Source organism: Sphingopyxis sp. (genome assembly GCF_034380315.1).
Lineage (GTDB): Bacteria > Pseudomonadota > Alphaproteobacteria > Sphingomonadales > Sphingomonadaceae > Sphingopyxis.
The window spans coordinates 62,981-81,650 of sequence record NZ_JAXMPB010000003.1; the positions used below are offsets into that span (position 1 = coordinate 62,981).

Annotated in this window: 24 protein-coding genes; 9 read left to right on the forward strand and 15 right to left on the reverse strand. The window is 63.2% G+C overall.

The genetic code is table 11. The features are described from left to right. Position 1: 1 nt before the first annotated feature. Positions 2 to 559 (reverse strand): ubiquinol-cytochrome c reductase iron-sulfur subunit, encoded by a 558-nt coding sequence (gene petA / locus U0S50_RS06260; protein ID WP_322307915.1) that lies wholly within the window; start codon positions 557 to 559, stop codon positions 2 to 4. A gap of 224 nt (positions 560 to 783) precedes the next feature. Between petA and U0S50_RS06265 the strand changes: the two genes are divergently transcribed. Both U0S50_RS06265 and hemF read left to right on the forward strand, forming a co-directional pair. Next, positions 784 to 1,242 carry a tRNA (cytidine(34)-2'-O)-methyltransferase gene (locus U0S50_RS06265; protein WP_322307916.1) on the forward strand — a complete coding sequence of 153 codons (459 nt, stop codon included), beginning with the start codon at positions 784 to 786 and terminating at the stop codon, positions 1,240 to 1,242. After that, positions 1,239 to 2,099 carry an oxygen-dependent coproporphyrinogen oxidase gene (hemF, locus tag U0S50_RS06270; protein WP_322307917.1) on the forward strand — a complete coding sequence of 287 codons (861 nt, stop codon included), beginning with the start codon at positions 1,239 to 1,241 and terminating at the stop codon, positions 2,097 to 2,099. The genes U0S50_RS06265 and hemF overlap by 4 nt, the downstream gene beginning before the upstream one ends. Positions 2,100 to 2,163: 64 nt before the next feature. On the opposite strand, the gene U0S50_RS06275 is transcribed toward hemF, so the two are convergent. Then, positions 2,164 to 3,009, reverse strand: coding sequence for a hypothetical protein (locus U0S50_RS06275; protein ID WP_322307918.1), 846 nt, complete (start codon positions 3,007 to 3,009; stop codon positions 2,164 to 2,166). Between the two features lie 51 nt (positions 3,010 to 3,060). Continuing rightward, the gene (locus U0S50_RS06280; protein ID WP_322307919.1) at positions 3,061 to 3,807 is read right to left on the reverse strand and encodes a hypothetical protein; all 747 of its coding nucleotides are present in this window, start codon (positions 3,805 to 3,807) and stop codon (positions 3,061 to 3,063) included. Positions 3,808 to 3,939: 132 nt separating this feature from the next. Here U0S50_RS06280 and lipB point away from each other — a divergent pair, with 132 nt between their 5' ends. Both lipB and U0S50_RS06290 read left to right on the forward strand, forming a co-directional pair. Next, on the forward strand, positions 3,940 to 4,608 hold the full coding sequence (gene lipB / locus U0S50_RS06285; RefSeq protein WP_322307920.1) for a lipoyl(octanoyl) transferase LipB: 669 nt from the start codon (positions 3,940 to 3,942) through the stop codon (positions 4,606 to 4,608). A gap of 9 nt (positions 4,609 to 4,617) precedes the next feature. Beyond that, positions 4,618 to 4,953 (forward strand): hypothetical protein, encoded by a 336-nt coding sequence (locus U0S50_RS06290; protein ID WP_322307921.1) that lies wholly within the window; start codon positions 4,618 to 4,620, stop codon positions 4,951 to 4,953. Between the two features lie 6 nt (positions 4,954 to 4,959). On the opposite strand, the gene queE is transcribed toward U0S50_RS06290, so the two are convergent. The 8 genes from queE to U0S50_RS06330 all read right to left on the reverse strand — a co-directional run bounded on the left by queE (position 4,960) and on the right by U0S50_RS06330 (position 11,676). Next, positions 4,960 to 5,592 carry a 7-carboxy-7-deazaguanine synthase gene (gene queE, locus U0S50_RS06295; RefSeq protein ID WP_322307922.1) on the reverse strand — a complete coding sequence of 211 codons (633 nt, stop codon included), beginning with the start codon at positions 5,590 to 5,592 and terminating at the stop codon, positions 4,960 to 4,962. A gap of 2 nt (positions 5,593 to 5,594) precedes the next feature. Then, the gene (gene queC / locus U0S50_RS06300) at positions 5,595 to 6,287 is read right to left on the reverse strand and encodes a 7-cyano-7-deazaguanine synthase QueC (protein WP_322308263.1); all 693 of its coding nucleotides are present in this window, start codon (positions 6,285 to 6,287) and stop codon (positions 5,595 to 5,597) included. 200 nt (positions 6,288 to 6,487) lie between these two features. Next, entirely contained in the window at positions 6,488 to 6,898 is a 411-nt protein-coding gene (locus tag U0S50_RS06305; protein ID WP_322307923.1) for a hypothetical protein, read from the reverse strand. A 146-nt stretch (positions 6,899 to 7,044) separates the two neighbouring features. Then, the gene (locus U0S50_RS06310) at positions 7,045 to 7,959 is read right to left on the reverse strand and encodes an Hsp33 family molecular chaperone HslO (RefSeq protein ID WP_322307924.1); all 915 of its coding nucleotides are present in this window, start codon (positions 7,957 to 7,959) and stop codon (positions 7,045 to 7,047) included. Further along, on the reverse strand, positions 7,956 to 8,882 hold the full coding sequence (gene argF / locus U0S50_RS06315) for an ornithine carbamoyltransferase (RefSeq protein ID WP_322308264.1): 927 nt from the start codon (positions 8,880 to 8,882) through the stop codon (positions 7,956 to 7,958). The genes U0S50_RS06310 and argF overlap by 4 nt, the downstream gene beginning before the upstream one ends. After that, positions 8,879 to 10,066: an aspartate aminotransferase family protein gene (locus tag U0S50_RS06320; RefSeq protein WP_322307925.1), complete on the reverse strand. Its 1,188-nt coding sequence runs from the start codon at positions 10,064 to 10,066 to the stop codon at positions 8,879 to 8,881. Before U0S50_RS06320 ends, argF begins: the two co-directional genes overlap by 4 nt. 109 nt (positions 10,067 to 10,175) lie before the next feature. After that, the gene (locus U0S50_RS06325; protein WP_322307926.1) at positions 10,176 to 11,162 is read right to left on the reverse strand and encodes an LLM class flavin-dependent oxidoreductase; all 987 of its coding nucleotides are present in this window, start codon (positions 11,160 to 11,162) and stop codon (positions 10,176 to 10,178) included. A 70-nt stretch (positions 11,163 to 11,232) separates the two neighbouring features. Beyond that, positions 11,233 to 11,676: an Lrp/AsnC family transcriptional regulator gene (locus U0S50_RS06330; RefSeq protein ID WP_322307927.1), complete on the reverse strand. Its 444-nt coding sequence runs from the start codon at positions 11,674 to 11,676 to the stop codon at positions 11,233 to 11,235. An 82-nt stretch (positions 11,677 to 11,758) separates the two neighbouring features. On the opposite strand from U0S50_RS06330, the gene U0S50_RS06335 reads away from it, so the two are divergent. The 4 genes from U0S50_RS06335 to U0S50_RS06350 all read left to right on the forward strand — a co-directional run bounded on the left by U0S50_RS06335 (position 11,759) and on the right by U0S50_RS06350 (position 14,577). Next, entirely contained in the window at positions 11,759 to 12,349 is a 591-nt protein-coding gene (locus U0S50_RS06335; RefSeq protein ID WP_322307928.1) for a LysE family translocator, read from the forward strand. Positions 12,350 to 12,423: 74 nt separating this feature from the next. Then, positions 12,424 to 13,440 carry an aldo/keto reductase gene (locus U0S50_RS06340; protein ID WP_322307929.1) on the forward strand — a complete coding sequence of 339 codons (1,017 nt, stop codon included), beginning with the start codon at positions 12,424 to 12,426 and terminating at the stop codon, positions 13,438 to 13,440. Positions 13,441 to 13,512: 72 nt separating this feature from the next. Next, complete coding sequence (locus U0S50_RS06345) at positions 13,513 to 13,962, forward strand: DUF411 domain-containing protein (protein ID WP_322307930.1); 450 nt, start codon at positions 13,513 to 13,515, stop codon at positions 13,960 to 13,962. Positions 13,963 to 13,989: 27 nt separating this feature from the next. After that, positions 13,990 to 14,577, forward strand: coding sequence for a hypothetical protein (locus tag U0S50_RS06350; protein ID WP_322307931.1), 588 nt, complete (start codon positions 13,990 to 13,992; stop codon positions 14,575 to 14,577). On the opposite strand, the gene U0S50_RS06355 is transcribed toward U0S50_RS06350, so the two are convergent. Then, the gene (locus U0S50_RS06355) at positions 14,574 to 15,443 is read right to left on the reverse strand and encodes a dienelactone hydrolase family protein (protein WP_322307932.1); all 870 of its coding nucleotides are present in this window, start codon (positions 15,441 to 15,443) and stop codon (positions 14,574 to 14,576) included. The two genes, U0S50_RS06350 and U0S50_RS06355, sit on opposite strands and share 4 nt — an antisense overlap. Before the next feature lie 328 nt (positions 15,444 to 15,771). On the opposite strand from U0S50_RS06355, the gene U0S50_RS06360 reads away from it, so the two are divergent. After that, positions 15,772 to 16,845 carry a hypothetical protein gene (locus U0S50_RS06360; protein WP_322307933.1) on the forward strand — a complete coding sequence of 358 codons (1,074 nt, stop codon included), beginning with the start codon at positions 15,772 to 15,774 and terminating at the stop codon, positions 16,843 to 16,845. Here U0S50_RS06360 and U0S50_RS06365 read toward each other — a convergent pair. From U0S50_RS06365 to U0S50_RS06375, 3 genes are all read right to left on the reverse strand, one after another. Further along, positions 16,823 to 17,170: a DUF2794 domain-containing protein gene (locus tag U0S50_RS06365; protein ID WP_322307934.1), complete on the reverse strand. Its 348-nt coding sequence runs from the start codon at positions 17,168 to 17,170 to the stop codon at positions 16,823 to 16,825. The genes U0S50_RS06360 and U0S50_RS06365 overlap by 23 nt on opposite strands. After that, on the reverse strand, positions 17,170 to 17,886 hold the full coding sequence (gene epsC, locus U0S50_RS06370) for a serine O-acetyltransferase EpsC (RefSeq protein WP_322308265.1): 717 nt from the start codon (positions 17,884 to 17,886) through the stop codon (positions 17,170 to 17,172). Before epsC ends, U0S50_RS06365 begins: the two co-directional genes overlap by 1 nt. 81 nt (positions 17,887 to 17,967) lie before the next feature. After that, entirely contained in the window at positions 17,968 to 18,621 is a 654-nt protein-coding gene (locus U0S50_RS06375; RefSeq protein ID WP_322307935.1) for a hypothetical protein, read from the reverse strand. Between the last annotated feature and the right edge of the window lie 49 nt (positions 18,622 to 18,670).

An 18,670-nucleotide genomic window follows, 5' to 3' on the forward strand; every position in this document is an offset into this window, starting at 1 on the left:
CTCAGCCGATCGTCACGACGGTGTCGCTGGTGAATTCATAGGGCGGCACAACCAGGTTGGTCGGCGCAGGCCCCTTGCGGATGCGGGCGGCGGTATCATAGTGCGAACCATGGCACGGGCAGAAGTAGCCGCCGTAATCGCCGCGATTTTCGCCCTCGGCGGCGCCAAGCGGCACGCATCCAAGGTGCGTACACACGCCCAGGGTGATTAGCCAATTTTCCTTGCCAACCTTGGTCCGGTCGCCAAGCGTCTGCGGGTCACGCAGGTCGCTCATCGGAACCTTGTCCGCCTCGGCAATTTCAGCCGTGGTGAGGTTGCGAACGAACACCGGCTGCTTGCGCCAGCTCGTCTTGATCGCCTGCCCCGACTGAATCGCCGAAATATCGATCTCGGTCGACGACAGCGCAAGCACGTCGGCGGAAGGATTCATCTGGTTGACCAGCGGCAGGACGATTGCCCCAGCGCCAACGCCGGCGAAGCTGACGGCCGCGATATTGATGAAATCGCGGCGACGGACGCCATCCTCGATGCCGGCATTAAGTTCGGATTCACTGGCCATTCGACTGCCCTTTATCCTCGGTAAACGGACCTATTTTCCGCGATAAGGGTCGCCCTGTCCATATGCGCACAGTTCCGCGCATCCCGACGGCCCCTCCGGGAATTGCGGGCCTGATAGCCGCACATAAAGGCCTTGCCAACAGACAATTTCCCGAAAGAGCGCCCCGCGACACCTGCGCGGCAATAGCGCTCGATTCCAGAGCAGCCCCCCGCTATGGCGACGCAATGGAGATAGCCCTCTTCCAACCCGACATTGCCGGCAATGTCGGCACCACCCTGCGAACCGCTGCCTGCTTCGGCACCACCGCCCATGTCATCGAACCGTGCGGTTTTCCTTTCTCCGACCAGGCGCTCAAGCGAGCGGGCATGGATTATGCGGAGCGCGCCGCAATGCGGCGCCACGCCGACTGGGCCGGATTCCGCAGTTGGACGGAGAATGCAGGAAAGCGGATCGTCCTGTTCACAACGGCGGGCGCCACCGCCCTGCCCGCTTTCGCCTTCACCACCGATGACGTGCTGCTCTTTGGATCCGAATCTTCGGGCGTGCCCGACCACATCCACGCCGCCGCAGCAACGCGGGTCGCAATTCCCATGCAACCGGGTTTTCGATCCTTGAATGTAGCGGTTGCGGCTGGCATCGCGCTGGCCGAAGCACTCAGACAGACGAAAGGCTTTGCGGCATGATTTCGCTCGATTCCCAGCAACAGGCGGCACGCACGTGGTTCGAGACGCTGCGCGACCGGATCTGCACCGCATTCGAGGAAATCGAGACCGAGGCCGGAAGCGACGCCCGTTTCGCCTACACGCCCTGGGACCGGGAAGCCGACGGCATCGCCCCGGGTGAAGGCGGCGGCGGCGTTCGCGGTGTCATGAAGGGCAAGATATTCGAAAAGGTCGGCGTCAATGTCTCGACCGTCGGCGGGCAGTTCGCGCCTGATTTCGCGAAGTCGATCCACGGCGCGGACGAAGATCCCAGCTTCTTTGCGACGGGCATCAGTCTTGTTGCCCATATGGCGAATCCGCACGTTCCCGCCGTCCATATGAACACCCGCTTCCTCGCCACAACCAAACGCTGGTTCGGCGGCGGCGCCGATCTGAACCCCCCTATTCCCTATGCCGAGGACACCGAAGCCTTTCACGCGCGACTGCGGGCAGCCTGCGCGCCCTTTGGCCCCGATGTTTATGAGCGCTATTCGAAATGGGCGGAGGATTATTTCTTCATCCCGCATCGCGGCGTCCATCGCGGCGTCGGCGGAATTTTCTACGACCATCTGGAATGCGGAGACGACGCCGAGTTCGATCGCCATTTCGAGTTCACGCGCGGCGTCGGAGAAGCGTTTCTCGACATTTTTCCGCAAATCGTCCGGCGCAGGATGGCGCAACCGGCGAGCGCAGCGGAGTTTGACGAACTGCTCGTCTGGCGCGGACGTTATGCCGAGTTCAACCTGGTATATGACCGCGGCACGCTGTTCGGGCTGAAGACCGGCGGCAACATCGACGCGATCCTGATGAGCCTGCCCCCGCTCGCGAAATGGGGGTAAGGCAAAAGCGGCGCGTCAAGCGAATGTGACGCGCCGCTCTGGTCTTCGAACGCCTTCGCCCTGTTCAGGCAAAGGCGGCCGCCGGATTATCGCCACCCAATGCGCGATAGATGCCTGCCGGAACGCCAACCTGCAGAAACGCCATGGGAATGCCGACCAACAGACTGCCGATCACGACCCCGGTCATGATGCCGCCCGTCGACGCGCCACCGGCAACCATCGAAACCCCGGCGATCATTCCGACGATCCCCAACATCACGAACATCACGACGCCCAGCAGGACGAAATAAGCGCACAGCTTCCATTGCGAGGCAGCCGTCAGGCGCCAGCTTTCTCCCAGCCCGGTCAGCACATTATAGGTCCGGCGATCGGCCATGATCGGTCCAGTGCAACAAAAGCGCGCGGCGAGCCACACGAACAGAAAAAGCATCGCAGGCACGAGGACCAGAACCATGAGCCCCATACTGGCGAGCGCGCCTTCGCCAGGCGTGCCGCCACCCATCAACATCGGCAGCATCGCTCCACCGAAAATCAGCACGAAGACGAGACCAAAGACGAGCGCCAACGCCAGACCCAGCAGCAGCACCGGCAGGGATGCCACGACACCGAAGGCCAGCGCCCCTCCGATCGGCTCCGCCCCATCGGTCAGGCCGATCCGCCACGATGCGAAATAGCTGCCGGTCTGTAGAATATAGCCCAGAATGCCAACAACTATGGCCGCTCCGCTCATCGCTGCCATGGAATATGCCATCGGGTCGCTCAACGCAGCCGCGCCGCCGCCAAACAGCATATTCAATAGCATGGGAACGAATATCCCGACGCCGATCAGCACTATGGCGTGGTTGGCCATCTGACCGGAGAAAAAGCTCGTCGCATAGGACCAAGCCTGACTCACGCTGATTTTGTTCATCGTTCCCCTCCCCGTTTCGAAACATGTCCTGCTGCGACGGACCGCCGCAACCTAGGCAAACGCATCCCCGGCACCGCGCACGGCAAGCTGGCGATAAACGGCCGCCGACACGGCGATCGAAACCAGGCTGCCGACCGCGCCGACACCCGCCTCGACCACTCCGGCCACCATTCGGCCCACGCCCGGCTCACTGCCCGCGACGGCTCCCGTCACGCCGATCAGGATCATCGCGACGATGAAGATCACGACCGCGACCAGGAACAGGAAAAAGAAGATCGCCCAGCCATTCCCGTGCGTCAGCGCCCAGCTCTGCCGGATCGGCTCGATCGGGTTGCGAATACCGCGGTCGGCCAACAAGGGGACCGCCACCGACAAACGTCCCACAAGATACAATGCGGGCACGACGAGCAAGAGCGCCGCAAAACCCATCATCAAACCGGTCAGCAGCTGGACGATGATCATCGTCGGAAACAGCGCGGCTGCAAAACCCAGGGACTCGCCGACGCTCGTACCGCTACGCGCGAGCCACAACCGCAGGATCGCGAGGGTTCCGATCATCGCCAGCAATGCCGCCCCCAGTTGATAGGGTAACGTCGCCCTCATGCTCTGTTGCATGGCCTCGACAATTTGCGGCAAGCCCGCGCCCTCCGCGGGCTCAACCGGAACGGGACCGAACCAGGCGACTACCAGGGCGGGGAGAAAAAGAAAGGCCGCCGCGACCGTACCGGTCAGTGCGCTATGCGATTTGAGCAGCGTGACGCTGTCTTCCCATGCTGCGGCCATGTCGAATTTTGCCATTATTACCTCTTTGTTTTTCATTGTCTCGGCGGTCCCGGAAACTGGCGATCTTATTGCGTCCTGTCCAGTCCCGATGCCGCTGCGGCATACAGGCCTTGCAAGGCGCCCGGCCAGGGGGCAGGAAGCCCCCGCATGACATCATCGACTGCCCCGCAATGGCTCGCGCCGCAATGGATCGTGTCGCCCGGCCTCACCAATTACGCCGACGCTCTCGGCGATATGGAGGCGCGTGCGACCGCCATATATGCCGGGGATGCCGACGAGCGCATCTGGCTGCTGGAACATCCGCCGCTTTACACCGCCGGGACCAGCGCCGATCCCGCCGAACTGCTGGACCCGCGTTTTCCGGTCTATGATGCCGGACGCGGCGGACGCTACACCTATCACGGCCCCGGCCAGCGAATTGGTTATGTACAGCTCAACCTGGCAAAGCGCGGGCGCGATGTCCGCGCCTATGTCGCGGCGCTGGAAGGCTGGGTGATCGATGCGCTGGCAAAGCTCGACGTCCCCGCCCGCCGCGCCGATGGGCGAATCGGCATCTGGACCGACGCGCCAGACGGACGCGAGGCCAAGATCGGCGCGATCGGCGTGCGCGTTCGCCGCTGGGTCACGCTGCACGGATTTTCGCTGAATGTGGCACCCGATCTCGGGCATTTCGGGGGGATCATTCCCTGTGGCATCGCCGAGTTTCCGGTCACGAGCCTTGCCGCGCTGGGCCGCACGACCGACTTTGCCGACGTCGACGCCGCCCTCGCCGAGACGCTGCCCGCCTTCCTCGACAAGCTTTCGGCAAAAGATTAGGAACGCAGCATGATCCGTACCCTGCTCCCCGTCTCGCTCATCCTTGCCCTCGCTGCCTGTGGGGGCAACGACAGCGGCGGCAATACATCGACCACCAAGCTCGACGCCGTGGAGGTTGAGCCCGGCACGATCAGCGATTCGATGATCATTCTGGATGATGCATCGGCCGACGGCACCGCCGTCGACAACAGCGTTCCGGGTGACGAAAGCAAGAAGGCCGCTCCGAAAAGCAGCGAAGAAAGCCCGGACGAAGAAGCGACCAGCGGCGCCGAGGATTCGGCCAACAGCGAAGACGCCACGTCGACCGTCACCGCTACCCGCAAGGCAGACGCCCAGGACAATTAGGTCCGATCAGCGCAATCCGAGATTCTTGTGCGTCTGGAGCGACAGGCGCCAGCGTGGGTCATCCATCACCAGTGCGATACATTGGCGGACATTGTCGGCCGCCTGTGGATCGTCGAGCGGCTGCACCAGAAAGTGATCGAAATCGAGTTCGGCGAGACGGTTCGGGTCATGCCCCGGCTGAGGCCACACCAGTTTCAACTCGTCGCCCCGTGTCTGGACCAGCGTACTTCCGGCCTTGGGGCTGACGCATACCCAGTCGATGGCAGCGAGAACGGGAAGCGTCCCGTTCGTCTCGATCGCCACGACAAATCCCTGCCCATGCAGCGCATCGACCAGCGCATCGTCGACCTGCAGCATCGGCTCGCCGCCGGTCAGCACGACATAACGATCGCTTGTTCCCTCGCCCCAACATTGGGCGATGGTGGCGGCAAGTTCCGCCGCATCCCCATATTTCCCGCCCAGCGTGCCGTCGGTGCCGACGAAATCGGTGTCGCAGAACTGACAGATCGCCTTGGCCCGATCCTGTTCCCGGCCGGTCCACAAATTGCACCCGGCAAAGCGACAGAAAACTGCCCGGCGGCCGGATTGCGCCCCCTCCCCTTGCAGGGTGAGGAATATCTCCTTGACCGAATAGGTCATCGTCAGGCGCCGACCGCGTAGCGCGTCGGATCGGCGATCCCCGCGTCGGCGAAGCCCTTGCGCCGCAACCGACAGCTGTCGCACAGGCCGCAGTGCTGACCATCGGGCGTCGGGTCATAGCAAGACCAACTCATCGCGGCATCCATACCAAGCCGTGCGGCTTCGGCCGCGATATCCGCCTTGGTCATATATTGCAGCGGCGCATGAATGCTGAATTCCACGCCCTTGTCGCCATCGCGCGTCGCAAGACGGGCCAGCGCCTCGAACCCCGCGATGAAATCGGGGCGGCAATCGGGATATCCCGAATAGTCGAGCGCATTGACCCCGATGACGATGTCCTGCGCCTGCCGCGCCTCTGCAAGGCCGAGCGTCAACGACAGGAAAATGAGGTTTCGCGCGGGAACATAGGTAATCGGCACCTTGTCCGCGAGCCCATCCTTCGGCACATCGATATCCGCCGTCAGCGCCGATCCGCCGAAACGGGTCAGGTCGAGCGGCAGCACGATATGCTCGACCGCGCCCACCGCCTCGGCAATGCGCGCCGCCGATTGCAGTTCGACCCGGTGCCGCTGGTTATAATCGACCGTCAGTGCGACAATATGGGCTCCGGCCTCGCGGGCGAGCCCCGCGCACACCATCGAGTCCAGTCCGCCCGACAACAGGACGATCATCGTTTTGCCGTTCATTCCTTGCATGGCGGCCCGATACGCCTCTGCGGTTCCCCGCGCAAGGGCCGCAGCGAAAGCGATGGCGGCAAGAAAATGGGCCGCAGGAAGCATCCGGCGGCCCAGTGCGGCATCGTGCCGTTAGGGAGAAGAACACACATCGGTGTCTATGCCCAGGGGCTTAGCGCAGCTTGGTTAACATTCCCTTATCGCCGCCGCCAGAATCGCGGTCAGCAACCGCCCACGCGGCGCGCCTCGATCGCTTGGGAAAAGGGGCGGCCGTCGGCGATCCCCTGTGTGTCGATCTGGACCAATCGGTTCGTCTCGTTGCGGATCGTTGTGCGGCCATGCCCCGCACCGGGACAGGTGTAGTGGACCGTCACCGCCCCCGGCGTATCCTCGATCACATAGCGCGAACAGCCCGAACGCGGGTGTCGAACCTGGATCAGGCGTCGTGCATCGCCCAGGCAAACGGTCTGAAGGACGGTATCGCTGCCGCGTTCGCGGAGCTGCCAGCTGCCCTTTTCGAGCCGGTCGAGCATGGTCAGCGACGGCGCCTGCGCCGGAACCGACGCCGCTGCACCGACGAAACCCGCCACCGCTACAAGCCAGCGCATAGAAGGAGAGAAGATCGCCATCATTATCCGTCCGTTAACCGCCCCAATATGGGCGACTTTGCGACCCTGTTGGGAATGAGTTAGCAATTCGGACCCGTAATTTCAACCGCTTGACGATGAAACGGCTCGCTTCATCGCCAGAAGGCCGCCGATCAAGGCCAACGAAGCGTTCAGTTTTCGGTTGCAATTTCGTCGAGCGAAATCGGGAAAATACGCGAACAGAAGGCGCAATCGACACGGATATGGCCGTCGTCATCCGCCATATCGCGCTGCTCGCTCGCCGGAAATTGGGAGAGCACGCCCGCGAAATGCTCGGTGCTGCAGCGACAGCCGCGCGTCACCGAAACGCCCGGCTCGATCCGCACCTCGTCTTCGTGAAACAGACGCCATGCGACCGTTTCCAGCGAAATGGCGGGGTCGGTCAGTTCGCTATCCTTCAGCGTCGCCGCTATCGTACTCGCATGTTCCCATTCGGGAAGGTCATGGCGAACATGCAGGCGATCGCGTCCAACCTCGCCTTCCGGCAGATGTTGAAGCAACAGACCTCCGGCCACGCATCCGGCCTCGGCATCATGTCGCGCGGCGAGCCGGATCAGGCTCGATATCTGTTCCGATTGCTCGAAATAATGTTCCGCTGCATTGCCGATCGACGAGCCTTCAAGCGGCACGATGCCCTGATACCGCTCGCCACTGGTCGCCTGGTCAAAGGTGATCGCGAGGAAGCCTTCGCCGAACAGCGCGAACAACGTCGGATCGGGACCGACCAGCGCAAGCCGTTCGGCATCGAACTTCAGATAGCCGCGCAGCTCACCGCCGCGATAATCGCAGACGAGCAGTTCGACCGGCCCGCCGCCCGTCTGGGCCTGCAGGGTCATCTGTCCCCCGGCGTCCTTCAGCGTCGAGCCCAGCAACACGGTCAGCACCAATGCCTCGGCCAGCAGCTTTTCTGCCACCGGCGGATAGGTGTGCGCCGCCATGATACGATTGAGAACCGGCCCCAGCCGTACCAGCCGTCCCCGAACATGGCGTTCGGAGATGGTGAAGACCAACGGTTGATCGAACCAGGTTTCGATTGTTTCGCTCACAATTTGCCCAGTGCCCACAAAAGGATCGACTTCTGGGCATGGACGCGATTTTCCGCCTCGTCCCAGACACGCGACTGCGGCCCGTCGATAACCGCATCGACGACTTCTTCGCCGCGATGCGCCGGCAGGCAGTGCAGAAAGAGCGCATCGCCCTTCGCTGCGCCCATCAGCCGTTCATCAACCTGATAAGGCGCCATCGCCGCCAGCTTGTTATGGGCATGATCCTGCCCCATCGATACCCAGGTATCGGTCACGACCAGATCGGCACCCGCGACCGCTTCGCGCGCATCGGCAACAATATCGATCCGCGCGCCCTGCGCCCGGGCGGCGTCGACAAAAGCCGCATCGGGCTCATAACCCTGCGGACAGCCCGCCCGGATATTGAACCCCAACAGGCCCGCCGCCTCGATCAGAGACGACAGGACATTGTTGCCGTCGCCGAGCCACGCGAGTTCCAGCCCCGGCAATGCCTTTCCGCTTTCCAAAATGGTCAGAAGGTCGGCGACGATCTGACACGGATGCGACAGATCGGTCAGACCGTTGATGACGGGCACGCTGGCATGCGCCGCCATATCCTCTACCTTGGAATGATCGTCGGTGCGGATCATGATGGCGTCGGCATAGCGCGACAGCACGCGCGCGGTGTCGGCGATGCTCTCGCCCCGGCCAAGTTGCATCTGATCGCCGGCCATGACCATCGGAGCGCCCCCGAGCTGACGGATCGCGACCTCGAACGACGCACGGGTGCGCGTGGAGTTTTTTTCGAAAACCATCGCCAGCACATGATCGGCCAGCGGGGCATCGGGGTCAGCCTTTCCCTTCGGCCAGCCGGCGCGGCCGGCCTTCCGGTCCAGCGCGTCGTTCAGCATCGCCGCAACGGCATCGCCGCCCGCGTCCGACAGGTTCAGGAAATGCCGCATCAGCTTTCCGGCGGCGTATAGTTCGCCGCCCCCGTCGACAGTTTTTCGATGCACTCGTCGATGTGACCCTGCTCGATGTTGAGCGGGGGCAAGATGCGAACGACATTGTCGCCCGCCGCAACGGTCAGGAGGCCGTGGTTGTCCCGCAGATGCGCGACAAACGCACGGCTGTCGCTCTTGAGTTTGATGCCCAGCATCAACCCCATGCCGCGGACGCTTTCGAACAGATGATCATGATTCGGGATCAACTGCTCCAGCGCGCCGCGCAGCCGCTCGCCGGTTGCCTTCACCTGATCGAGGAAGCCGTCTTCCAGCACGACGTCGAGCACCGCCTGCCCCGCCGCCATCGCAAGCGGGTTGCCGCCATAGGTCGAGCCATGCGTACCGATGACCATACCGCGCGCCGCCTTTTCGGTGGCCAGGCACGCACCCATCGGGAAACCACCGCCAATACCCTTGGCGCTCGCCATGATATCGGGTGTCACGCCGAACTGTTCATAGGCGTAGAGCGAACCCGTGCGCGCAACGCCGCACTGGACTTCGTCGAACACCAGCATCAGGTCGCGTTCGTTACAGATATCGCGCAACGCCTGCATGAAGGGCTGCGACGCGGGGCGGATACCACCCTCACCCTGTACCGGTTCGACCAGGAAGCCCGCCGTACTGTCATCGACCAGGTCGAGGACGGCGTTGATGTCGTCGAACGGCGCATAGGCGAAACCAGGCAGAAGCGGATCGAAACCCTTGCGCAGCTTTTCCTGGTTAGTCGCCGAAATCGTCCCCAGCGTGCGGCCGTGGAAAGCGTTGTTGAAGGTGATCAGCACATGCTTTTGGGCATTGCCGGCGCTCGAATGATAGGCGCGCGCGGTCTTGATTGCGCATTCGACCGCCTCGGCGCCCGAATTGGTGAAAAAGACCGTGTCGGCGAAGGTGTTTTCCACCAGCCGCGCGGCATAGGCTTCGCCCTGAGGGCTGCCGTACAGGTTCGACACATGCATCAGCGTCGCCGCCTGGTCCTGGATGGCCTTGGTCAGGTGGGGGTGGCCGTGACCCAGCAGATTCACCGCGATGCCGCTGGCAAAATCCAGGTAACGCTCGCCTCGTTCGCCGATAAGATAAGCGCCTTCGCCGCGAACCGGGCGTACATCGCACCGGGGGTAAACGGGCATCAGCGGCGTGATCGACATGGCAAGCACCTTTCCAAAAAGCCAAAAGGAAAAAGGCGGCCCCTTCCGGGCCGCCCTTTGGTAGGGTCGCTCCTATACTGCCCCTGCCGGAGCCGCGTCAACACACGCCCTACAGCGATTGCCCCGCCTCCATAGCCAGGGCGAGCGAGCGCTTGCGGGCGGCATGATCATACATCGACGACGCGACGATGACCTCGTCGACACCCGTGCGATCGACAAAGCTCTTAAGGCCCGCGCGTACGTCGTCGACCGTCCCGACCGCGGAGCATTGCAGAACATGATCGAGGATCGCGCGCGCATTGGGCGGCAGGCTGTCCTTGTAACCCGGCAACGGCGGCTGCATCCGGCCCGGGTTGCTGGTGCGAAGCGCGACGAACGCCTGTTGCTGGGAACTGGCGAGCAATTCGGCTTCGTCCCTCGTGCCGGCCGCGAAAATGTTGAATGCGGCGGCCGTATAGGGCGATGAAAGCTGCGCAGAGGGCTTGAACTGCCGCCGATAGATCGCCAGCGCTTCGTCAAGCGCATCGGGCGCGAAATGGCTGGCGAAGGCGTAAGGCAAGCCAAGCGCGGCGGCGAGCTGCGCCCCGAACAGGCTCGATCCCAATATCCACAGGGGCACATGTGTCCCCTCGCCCGGCACGGCCCGGATCCCCAGCGCCTCGTCGCCGGCCAGAAAGGCCTGAAGCTCGACGACATCCTGCGGAAACTGCCGCTCATCGCTCGCCAGGTTGCGCCGCAGCGCTCGCGCCACGATACCGTCCGATCCGGGCGCTCGCCCCAATCCAAGGTCGACGCGCCCGGGGAACAGGGCCTCCAACGTCCCGAACTGCTCGGCAATGACCATCGGGGCGTGGTTGGGCAGCATGATCCCGCCCGCCGCGATACGGATCGTCGATGTCGCAGCACCGATATGCGCCAGAACCACCGAGGTCGCCGCGCTCGCAATCCCCGCCATCCCATGGTGCTCCGCCACCCAATAGCGATAATAGCCGAGCGCTTCGGCATGAGCCGCCAGATCGGCGGCATTGGCCAGCGCCTGCGCAACGCTGCCGCCTTCCGTCACTGGGACGAGATCGAGAAAAGATAGTTTCGTCATGAAACGGATATGCGGACTATGCCCTGCCCGTTCAAGGCACCTTCACACCGGCCGCGCCCCGCGGGGCCGATCAGGCGCGCTCATCCTTGGTCGAGTCCATCAGGACATAGGTGGTGATCGAATGCACCTGCGGAAGCACCCCCAGCACGTCGGCATGAAAATGCTTGTACGCGGCAAGGTCCGCTGCCTCGACGCGCAAAAGATATTCGATCGCCCCGGTGACATTATGGCACTCACGCACTTCGGGCGCGTCGGCCATCGCCGCCTCGAAATCGGATTGCGCCGCCTTGGTATGCGACGACAGGCCCACGGTGACATAGGCGATGAAGGTCGACCCGACCTTCGCCGGATCGATGCGGGCCCGATACCCCTTGATCACCCCGCTGCGTTCCAGTTCCTGCACCCGCCGCAGACAGGCCGAGGGCGACAGGCCGACCCGGTCGGCAAGTTCGATATTGGCGAGTCGCCCATTCCGCGACAGTTCGCGCAATATATTTCGGTCTATTCCGTCCATTCTGCCCATATGTTGCAGAAAATACTCTATGCCAGCCATCATTTGCAACCCAAGGTCGATCACATCGAATTATGTTGCAGCGATGAACGATACGACATTGCTGGCCCTTTCCGCATTCGCGCTGGTTTCCTCGATCACGCCGGGCCCGAACAATATGATGCTAATGGCATCGGGCGCCAATTTCGGGCTGCGCCGAACGGTGCCCCACGCCCTGGGCGTCGGGGTCGGCTTTACGCTGATGATCATATTGGTGGGCGTGGGGTTGATGGGATTGTTCGACTTGTTCCCGCTCCTCCACACGCTGCTGAAGATCGTCAGCATCGCCTATCTTCTGTGGCTTGCGTGGAAGATCGCCCATGCCGCGGCACCCGACGGAAGCGGCAGAGCGGACGGGCGGCCGATGTCCTTTTTCCAGGCGATGCTGTTCCAGTGGGTGAACCCCAAGGCGTGGACGATGGCCCTGACCGCGATCGCGCTTTACGCGCCGGATCGGAATTTCTCGGCGATCCTGCTGGTCGCCATGGTGTTCGGCATCATCAACCTGCCGTCGACCAGCCTGTGGGCGGCCATGGGCACCGCCTTGCGCGGCTGGCTGGCCGCGCCGGGGCGGCTGCGCCTGTTCAACTGGACGATGGCCTTGCTGCTGGTCGGATCGCTCGCGCTGATGATCTGACATCGACCAATTGCCAGCCCGCCCCACGCCACGTAGAACGGCCCTTTCCAAACCCGGCCGGAGACAGTGTCCGCATGAACAGCCGCCGCCTTGGCCAAAGCGCCATCCATGTGTCCGACATCTGTATGGGAACCATGACCTTTGGCAGCCAGACCGACGAAGCAGAGGCGCTGCGCATCCTCGACCGCTGCTTCGAGGCGGGGATCAACTTCTATGATACGGCCGAAGGCTATCCGGTCCCGCCCGATGCCAAATGGGTCGGGCGCACCGAAGAAATCGTCGGCCGCTGGCTCAAGACCAAGCCGCGCGACGCCATCATTCTGGCCACCAAGGTCTCGGGGCCGAGCCACGTCTGGTTCAAATCACCCTGCCGCGGCGGAATGACCGCGCTGGACCGTCATCATATCTTCAAGGCAATCGACGACAGCCTGGCCCGGCTTCAGACCGATTATGTGGATCTGTATCAGGCCCACTGGCCTGACCATGACGCGCCCTATGACGAGATGATGGACGCGCTCGACGAGTTGGTGCGCATCGGCAAGGTCCGTATTCTCGGCTGCTCGAACGAAACAAGCTGGGGACTGATGAAAGCGCTCGCAGCATCGGAACGTCTTGGCATCGCCCGCTATCACACCATCCAGAATAATTTCAGTCTGAACAACCGGCGGTTCGAAGATGAACTGGCACAGGTCTGTCGCCAGGAAGGGGTCAGCCTGATCCCCTACTCCCCGCTGGCCGGCGGGGTTTTATCGGGCAAATATCAGAATGGCGCCCGTCCCGATGGCGCGCGTTTTTCACGCTATCTGGCGATGGAGGGGCGACAGGCCGCAATGGGCCGCCGCTTTGTGAATGAAAAGAGCCTGGCCGCGACCGAACAATATCTCGCCATCGCGGCCGAGGCGGGGCTCCACCCCATCACCATGGCAACAGCATGGTCGAAACAGCATGATTTCGTTGCCTCGACGATCGTCGGCGTCAGCGCGGACGCGCAACTGGACCCGATACTGGCGGCGGCAGACCTCGTTCTCGACGACGCGCTGATGAAAGCGCTGAATCGCGTCGGCAAGGACATACTTTATCCGATGGGCTGATCGCACGAATTGGACTTGCGGGGGCCGGCTCGTTAGAGCGAAGGGGCGATGTATCAGCCCAAGGAATCTGCCATGTCTTCTGCCCGCCGTATCCTGTTCGCCCTTGCCGCCTTCGCCGGCGCAACCGGCGCCGCCCATGCCGCCAATCCGACGATGTTCCGGGACGCGGGGTGCGGCTGCTGCCTTAAATGGCTCGAACTGGTAAAGGCGTCGTTGAAAGCGCCGGTGAAGGTCGTCAATTCGACGAACATGAATGCGATCAAGGACAAGCAAGGCGTTCCGCAGGCGCTGCGAAGCTGCCACACTGTTCTGGTCGGCGGCTATGTGATCGAAGGCCATGTGCCCGCACGCGAGATTGCGCGGCTGCTCCGCGAAAAGCCCAAGGGCGTAAAGGGACTCGCCGTCGCGGGCATGCCGACCGGTTCGCCGGGGATGGAATATGGCAATCAGCGCGACGCCTATCAGGTCATGACCTTCGGTTCTGGCGGCCAGCGCGTCTATGCAAGCTACGCCGCCCGTTAAGCAGCGGTCAAACCGCGAGGGCATCTGATGCTCTTTCGCTCAGCCCTGCTGAACGGCATCCAGGCCGGAACGGTCACGCTGGCGTTTCGACGCTGGCGGCGCCCGTCGGTCAAACCGGGAGGACGCCTGCGTACCGCGGTCGGCGAACTGGCAATCGACGCGGTCGAACGGATAGACGCCACGGCCCTGTCCGAACGCGATGCCGTCGCGGCTGGTTTTCCTGACCGCGAGGCATTGCTTGCCGAATTGGCCAAGCGCGATGGAGGGGATCTCTATCGCATCGCCTTTCGTTACGCTGGGGCCGATCCGCGGGCCGCGCTGCGCAAAAATGATCAGTTGTCGGCGAAGGACATCGCAGAGCTTGGACGCCGCCTGGCACGGCTGGACGAGCGCAGCGAAACGCCCTGGACCCTACCGGTCATGCGCTACATCGCCGACCATGAGGGGGTTGCGGCAGCCGTCATCGCCCAAGCGATGCGTGCAGACAAGCTGACGCTCAAACGGAACGTCCGCAAGCTGAAGGAGCTTGGCCTCACCGAAAGCCTCGATACGGGCTATCGCCTATCGCCGCGCGGACAGGCCTTTCTGAAATCGGTCGGCCGAATGCGTCCCTAAAGGCTCGCGCGAAACAGCTCGAGCATCCTGGCCCACGCCTTTTCCGCTGCCGCCTCGTCATAGGCGCGGCCGTCCGGCGGGCACCAGCCGTGCATGGCGCCCTTGTAAACCTCGACCTCGTGCCAATGCGGCGACGCAGCGAGTATCGCCGTCAACCGGTTCTTTTCTTCGGGATCCTTTTGATCGTCATTGTCGGCGATCGCGAACAGATAACCCGCGTTGGTTTCGGGAATCAGGAGGTGAGGACTGTCGGGCTTGTCCGTCCCGACACCACCGCCGTGAAAGCTGGCCGCGGCGCGCACCCGGTCGGGGCGCAAGGCAGCCGTATAGATGGTCATCGCGCCGCCCATGCAATATCCGGTCGTCGCCAATCCGCGCGCGCCATCGACCTCGGGCTGCCGGTCCAGAAAGGCGACGTGCGCAGCCGCATCGGTTTCCACCAAACCCCGGTCGAGTCGTTTCAGATAGCCGAACAAGGTTTCACGCACCGTGGGATCGTCGAAATCGTGCCCGGCATATACGACTGGCGCCTTCGCCCAACGATAGAAAGGATTGACGCACAGTACGGCGTAACCCGCCGCAGCCAGCCGGTCGGCCATCTGTCGAAAAGCGGGCCGCAGCCCCCTGATGTCTGGCCAAATGAGGACGCCGGGATGCTTGCCGACCGCAGGGGCGACGAAATAGGCGTCGACAATGCCCTCGGCGGTGGTGATTTGCACCTCCCGCCCTTTTACCGCCACCCCCTCGGCAGCGCCAAGCGGCATTGCGGCCATCAAAACCCCGCCGCCCGCCAGCGCCGCAAAGCGGCGGCGGCCAACGGGAACGCCCGCGCGATCCAGGTCGCCTTCGGTGATTTCATCGCACATCGCATCTCTCCTCGATCAGCTCGCCGGCATCGTCGCTGGGTTCGGCGCATGATACAAGCCCGTCCGCATCGGCAAAGGCACGCGGACGACATGGATCCAAGGCTAGGTCAGTCGCTTCGCGCCGAACAGCGAAATTTTGGGGGCTCCTGGGCACTCTCCTCGCCGTAGCCCGGCCGGCAACTGACGATTGCCCCACCGAGCATCGATACCGCCCGGCTCACATCGGCGCCATGCTGTATTGACACAACAACACAGTTGTGCGATCCATTCGGTGGGCAAGGGGCTCGGACAAGAGACGACACTGTAAAAGTGAAAAGGACGACCCCACATGTATAGTGAAAGCGACCTGCAAGCTGCGGTCGATGCGAGAGTTTTGACGCCAGAGGCGGCCGCCGCCTTTCGGTTGCATGTCGCATCGGTTCGCGAAACGCCCGGTGCGGACGAGGAATCCTTTCGCCTGATCACCGGATTCAATGACATCTTCGTCAGCATCGCTGCCGTCATTCTGCTCGTTGCCGTAGGGTGGATCGGCAATTCGATCCACACCGCGCTCGCGGGTGCCTTTGTCGCAGCGTCAGCCTGGCTTCTCGCCGAATATTTCACGCGCAAGCGCCGCATGGCCTTGCCTAGCATTCTGCTCGTATTCGCCTTTTCGGGCGGTGTGGCGGCCGCAATGGTCGGCGTTGTCGTCCGACACGGGGAGCAGATATTCGGGCACGATACAGGTCAGGTGGTCGGCACGCTGATCATCGGCGGCATCGCTCTGGCGACGGCCGTCGCGACCTGGCTGCATTGGAAACGGTTCATGGTTCCGGTGACGGTCGCCGCTGGCACCGCTGCCCTGGCCGCCACAGCCATTGCGCTGGTTCTGGCGATCGTCGGCGTTCCCAGCAATGATCCGACGCTCGTGATGCTGCTGGTGCTCGTCGCAGGCGTTGGCGTCTTCGCCCTCGCCATGTGGTGGGACCGCAGCGACCGCATGCGCCAGACGCGCCGCAGCGACGTAGCATTCTGGCTGCATCTGCTGGCAGCACCGATGATCGCGCATCCGATCTTTCACCTCCTCGGCGTTACCGACGGGGCCAATATCGGCAGCGTCGCCGCGATGATGGTAGTTGCCATTTATGTGCTGTTCGGACTGATCGCTCTGGCGATCGATCGCCGCGCGCTTCTGGTTTCGGCCCTCGCCTATGTGCTGTTCGCGCTCACCGAATTGTTCCGCACCTTTGGCGCGGTCGAGCTCAATGTCGCACTTACCGCCTTTGTCATCGGATCGGCGCTGCTGCTGCTGTCCGCATTCTGGCAGAATGCGCGCGGCATGGTGGTCGGATTGCTGCCTCCGGCGCTGGCCGATCAGCTTCCCGCGACGGTGCGGCCGGTCAGCCCCCAACCAGCTTCATAAGCTTGCGTTCGACGGGGGCGAGTATGTTCGACAACTCGTCCCCGCGCTTCAACACCGCCCCGCCTTCGGAAACCAGCGCCCACATACCCTGGCGTTGCCGCAAGGCGGGGCGTTTTTCGATGCGATATTCGGGACGCTCGGACGTCCGGCGAAACGCTGAAAAAATCGCTACGTCGCGCTGAAAGTCCATCGCATAGTCGCGCCACTTCCCCGCAGCCACCATCCGCCCATATAGATCGAGAATGCGAAGCAGTTCCTGCCGGTCAAAACCGGTCTGCTGCGAGATGGACCGATCCGATAGCGGCCAAGGCGTGACCGTCCCCATCAGGCGCTTTTCCGCCCTCCTTTACGCGCTGGCTGGACGTCCGCCGGATCGTCAGCCTCGCGCTCGGCGATCAGCGCCGCCAACTGCTTTTGCATTTGCTCAAGCTGGCACTGCAATATTTCGACCTTTTGCGTCGCCGGGTCGAACGTCTCGCTGCACGGCGTCCCATAGGGGACGAAGTCACGCGAATATTCGCTGGCATCGAGCAGGGTCGAGCGCGCCGGAATGCCGACCATCACCGCGCCTTCGGGTACATCCTTTGTCACCACCGCATTGGCGCCGACCCGCGCCCGCTCGTGGACCGTGATCGGCCCCAGTATCTGCGCACCCGATCCGACGATGACACCGTCGGACAGCGTCGGGTGACGCTTGCCTCCCACCCCGTTGGCAGGGTCGGTGCCGCCCAATGTCACGCATTGATAAATGGTCACATTATCGCCGATCTCGGCGGTCTCGCCGATCACCGTAAAGCCGTGGTCGATAAACAGGTGACGGCCGATCTTGGCACCCGGATGAATATCGATTGCAGTCAGCCAGCGCGACAGATGGTTGACCAGCCGGGCCAGGAAGAACAGTTCCGCCTCGAACAGCCAGTGTGCGATGCGATGCATCCCCACCGCATGAAGCCCGGGATAGAGCAGTATCTCCCACCGCGTCCGCGGCGCCGGATCCCGCGCCTTGATCGAATCCAGGTAGGCGATCAGGCCATTGAACATCGCATAATCCCCTGCGACCATTTTGTTCGGGCCAAGATAGGTCTTTGGAGGGTTCATTTCCACCCCCCACCGCGTGATCGCTCAGCGGCCGATCAGGCCCAGCCGCAACAGCAACAGTCCCTCGGCGCGCCAGCGGCGCGCTCCGCCGTGCGCCGCGATGCTCGCGGCCCAACGGTCGAGCATCAAAAGCGCACGATGACCGCCAAAAGCTGAGCGTGGCGGCGCACCTGCGGCAGCGGCGGCGCCGATCAGCGCCAACCCATCCTCCGCAGCGTCCTGCACGCACGCACCCCACAGCAGGCCCCAACGATGTCCAGCCCCATCCCCGACCGCTTCGGTTCCAGCGGACAGGGTAAAAAGATTCTGTCCGAACGCCATCGCGGCCGCACGCCGTTCGGCTGCATCCTCGGCAAGCAGCAGCGCCTCTGCCGCGTCGACGAGCGTGTCGAGCCCGGCACACCCCGTCCATCGCCGCTGCAATTCGGCAAGAAGGGGCTCCCCTTTCGGCAGCGCGCTCGGTTTTTCGGACAGCATGACCATCATGTCACGCCACCAGGCGAGCTTGATCTGGCCGATCAAGGGTTCGCGTGCGTCGATCAGCAGCTTGGTCAACCGTTCCGCAAGCATCCACAGCGTCGCTGTCGCGGTGCGACGCGCGCGCGGCACCGCCACCATCACGCGTGGATCGCGAATGTCGGGACACAGCCCCAGGCCGGGTTCAGGGTCGACGCTCATGCGGGCCCGCTAGCACTGCCTTCGTATCATGGCGAGCGAAACGACGCGG

Coding starts and splice junctions, on each gene's coding strand:
- petA (WP_322307915.1), bottom strand. CDS start 559: ATGGCCAGTGAATCCGAACTTAATGCCGGCATCGAGGATGGCGTCCGT.
- U0S50_RS06265 (WP_322307916.1), top strand. CDS start 784: ATGGAGATAGCCCTCTTCCAACCCGACATTGCCGGCAATGTCGGCACC.
- hemF (WP_322307917.1), top strand. CDS start 1,239: ATGATTTCGCTCGATTCCCAGCAACAGGCGGCACGCACGTGGTTCGAG.
- U0S50_RS06275 (WP_322307918.1), bottom strand. CDS start 3,009: ATGAACAAAATCAGCGTGAGTCAGGCTTGGTCCTATGCGACGAGCTTT.
- U0S50_RS06280 (WP_322307919.1), bottom strand. CDS start 3,807: ATGGCAAAATTCGACATGGCCGCAGCATGGGAAGACAGCGTCACGCTG.
- lipB (WP_322307920.1), top strand. CDS start 3,940: ATGACATCATCGACTGCCCCGCAATGGCTCGCGCCGCAATGGATCGTG.
- U0S50_RS06290 (WP_322307921.1), top strand. CDS start 4,618: ATGATCCGTACCCTGCTCCCCGTCTCGCTCATCCTTGCCCTCGCTGCC.
- queE (WP_322307922.1), bottom strand. CDS start 5,592: ATGACCTATTCGGTCAAGGAGATATTCCTCACCCTGCAAGGGGAGGGG.
- queC (WP_322308263.1), bottom strand. CDS start 6,287: ATGCAAGGAATGAACGGCAAAACGATGATCGTCCTGTTGTCGGGCGGA.
- U0S50_RS06305 (WP_322307923.1), bottom strand. CDS start 6,898: ATGATGGCGATCTTCTCTCCTTCTATGCGCTGGCTTGTAGCGGTGGCG.
- U0S50_RS06320 (WP_322307925.1), bottom strand. CDS start 10,066: ATGTCGATCACGCCGCTGATGCCCGTTTACCCCCGGTGCGATGTACGC.
- U0S50_RS06325 (WP_322307926.1), bottom strand. CDS start 11,162: ATGACGAAACTATCTTTTCTCGATCTCGTCCCAGTGACGGAAGGCGGC.
- U0S50_RS06330 (WP_322307927.1), bottom strand. CDS start 11,676: ATGGACGGAATAGACCGAAATATATTGCGCGAACTGTCGCGGAATGGG.
- U0S50_RS06335 (WP_322307928.1), top strand. CDS start 11,759: ATGAACGATACGACATTGCTGGCCCTTTCCGCATTCGCGCTGGTTTCC.
- U0S50_RS06340 (WP_322307929.1), top strand. CDS start 12,424: ATGAACAGCCGCCGCCTTGGCCAAAGCGCCATCCATGTGTCCGACATC.
- U0S50_RS06345 (WP_322307930.1), top strand. CDS start 13,513: ATGTCTTCTGCCCGCCGTATCCTGTTCGCCCTTGCCGCCTTCGCCGGC.
- U0S50_RS06350 (WP_322307931.1), top strand. CDS start 13,990: ATGCTCTTTCGCTCAGCCCTGCTGAACGGCATCCAGGCCGGAACGGTC.
- U0S50_RS06355 (WP_322307932.1), bottom strand. CDS start 15,443: ATGTGCGATGAAATCACCGAAGGCGACCTGGATCGCGCGGGCGTTCCC.
- U0S50_RS06360 (WP_322307933.1), top strand. CDS start 15,772: ATGTATAGTGAAAGCGACCTGCAAGCTGCGGTCGATGCGAGAGTTTTG.
- U0S50_RS06365 (WP_322307934.1), bottom strand. CDS start 17,170: ATGGGGACGGTCACGCCTTGGCCGCTATCGGATCGGTCCATCTCGCAG.
- epsC (WP_322308265.1), bottom strand. CDS start 17,886: ATGTTCAATGGCCTGATCGCCTACCTGGATTCGATCAAGGCGCGGGAT.
- U0S50_RS06375 (WP_322307935.1), bottom strand. CDS start 18,621: ATGAGCGTCGACCCTGAACCCGGCCTGGGGCTGTGTCCCGACATTCGC.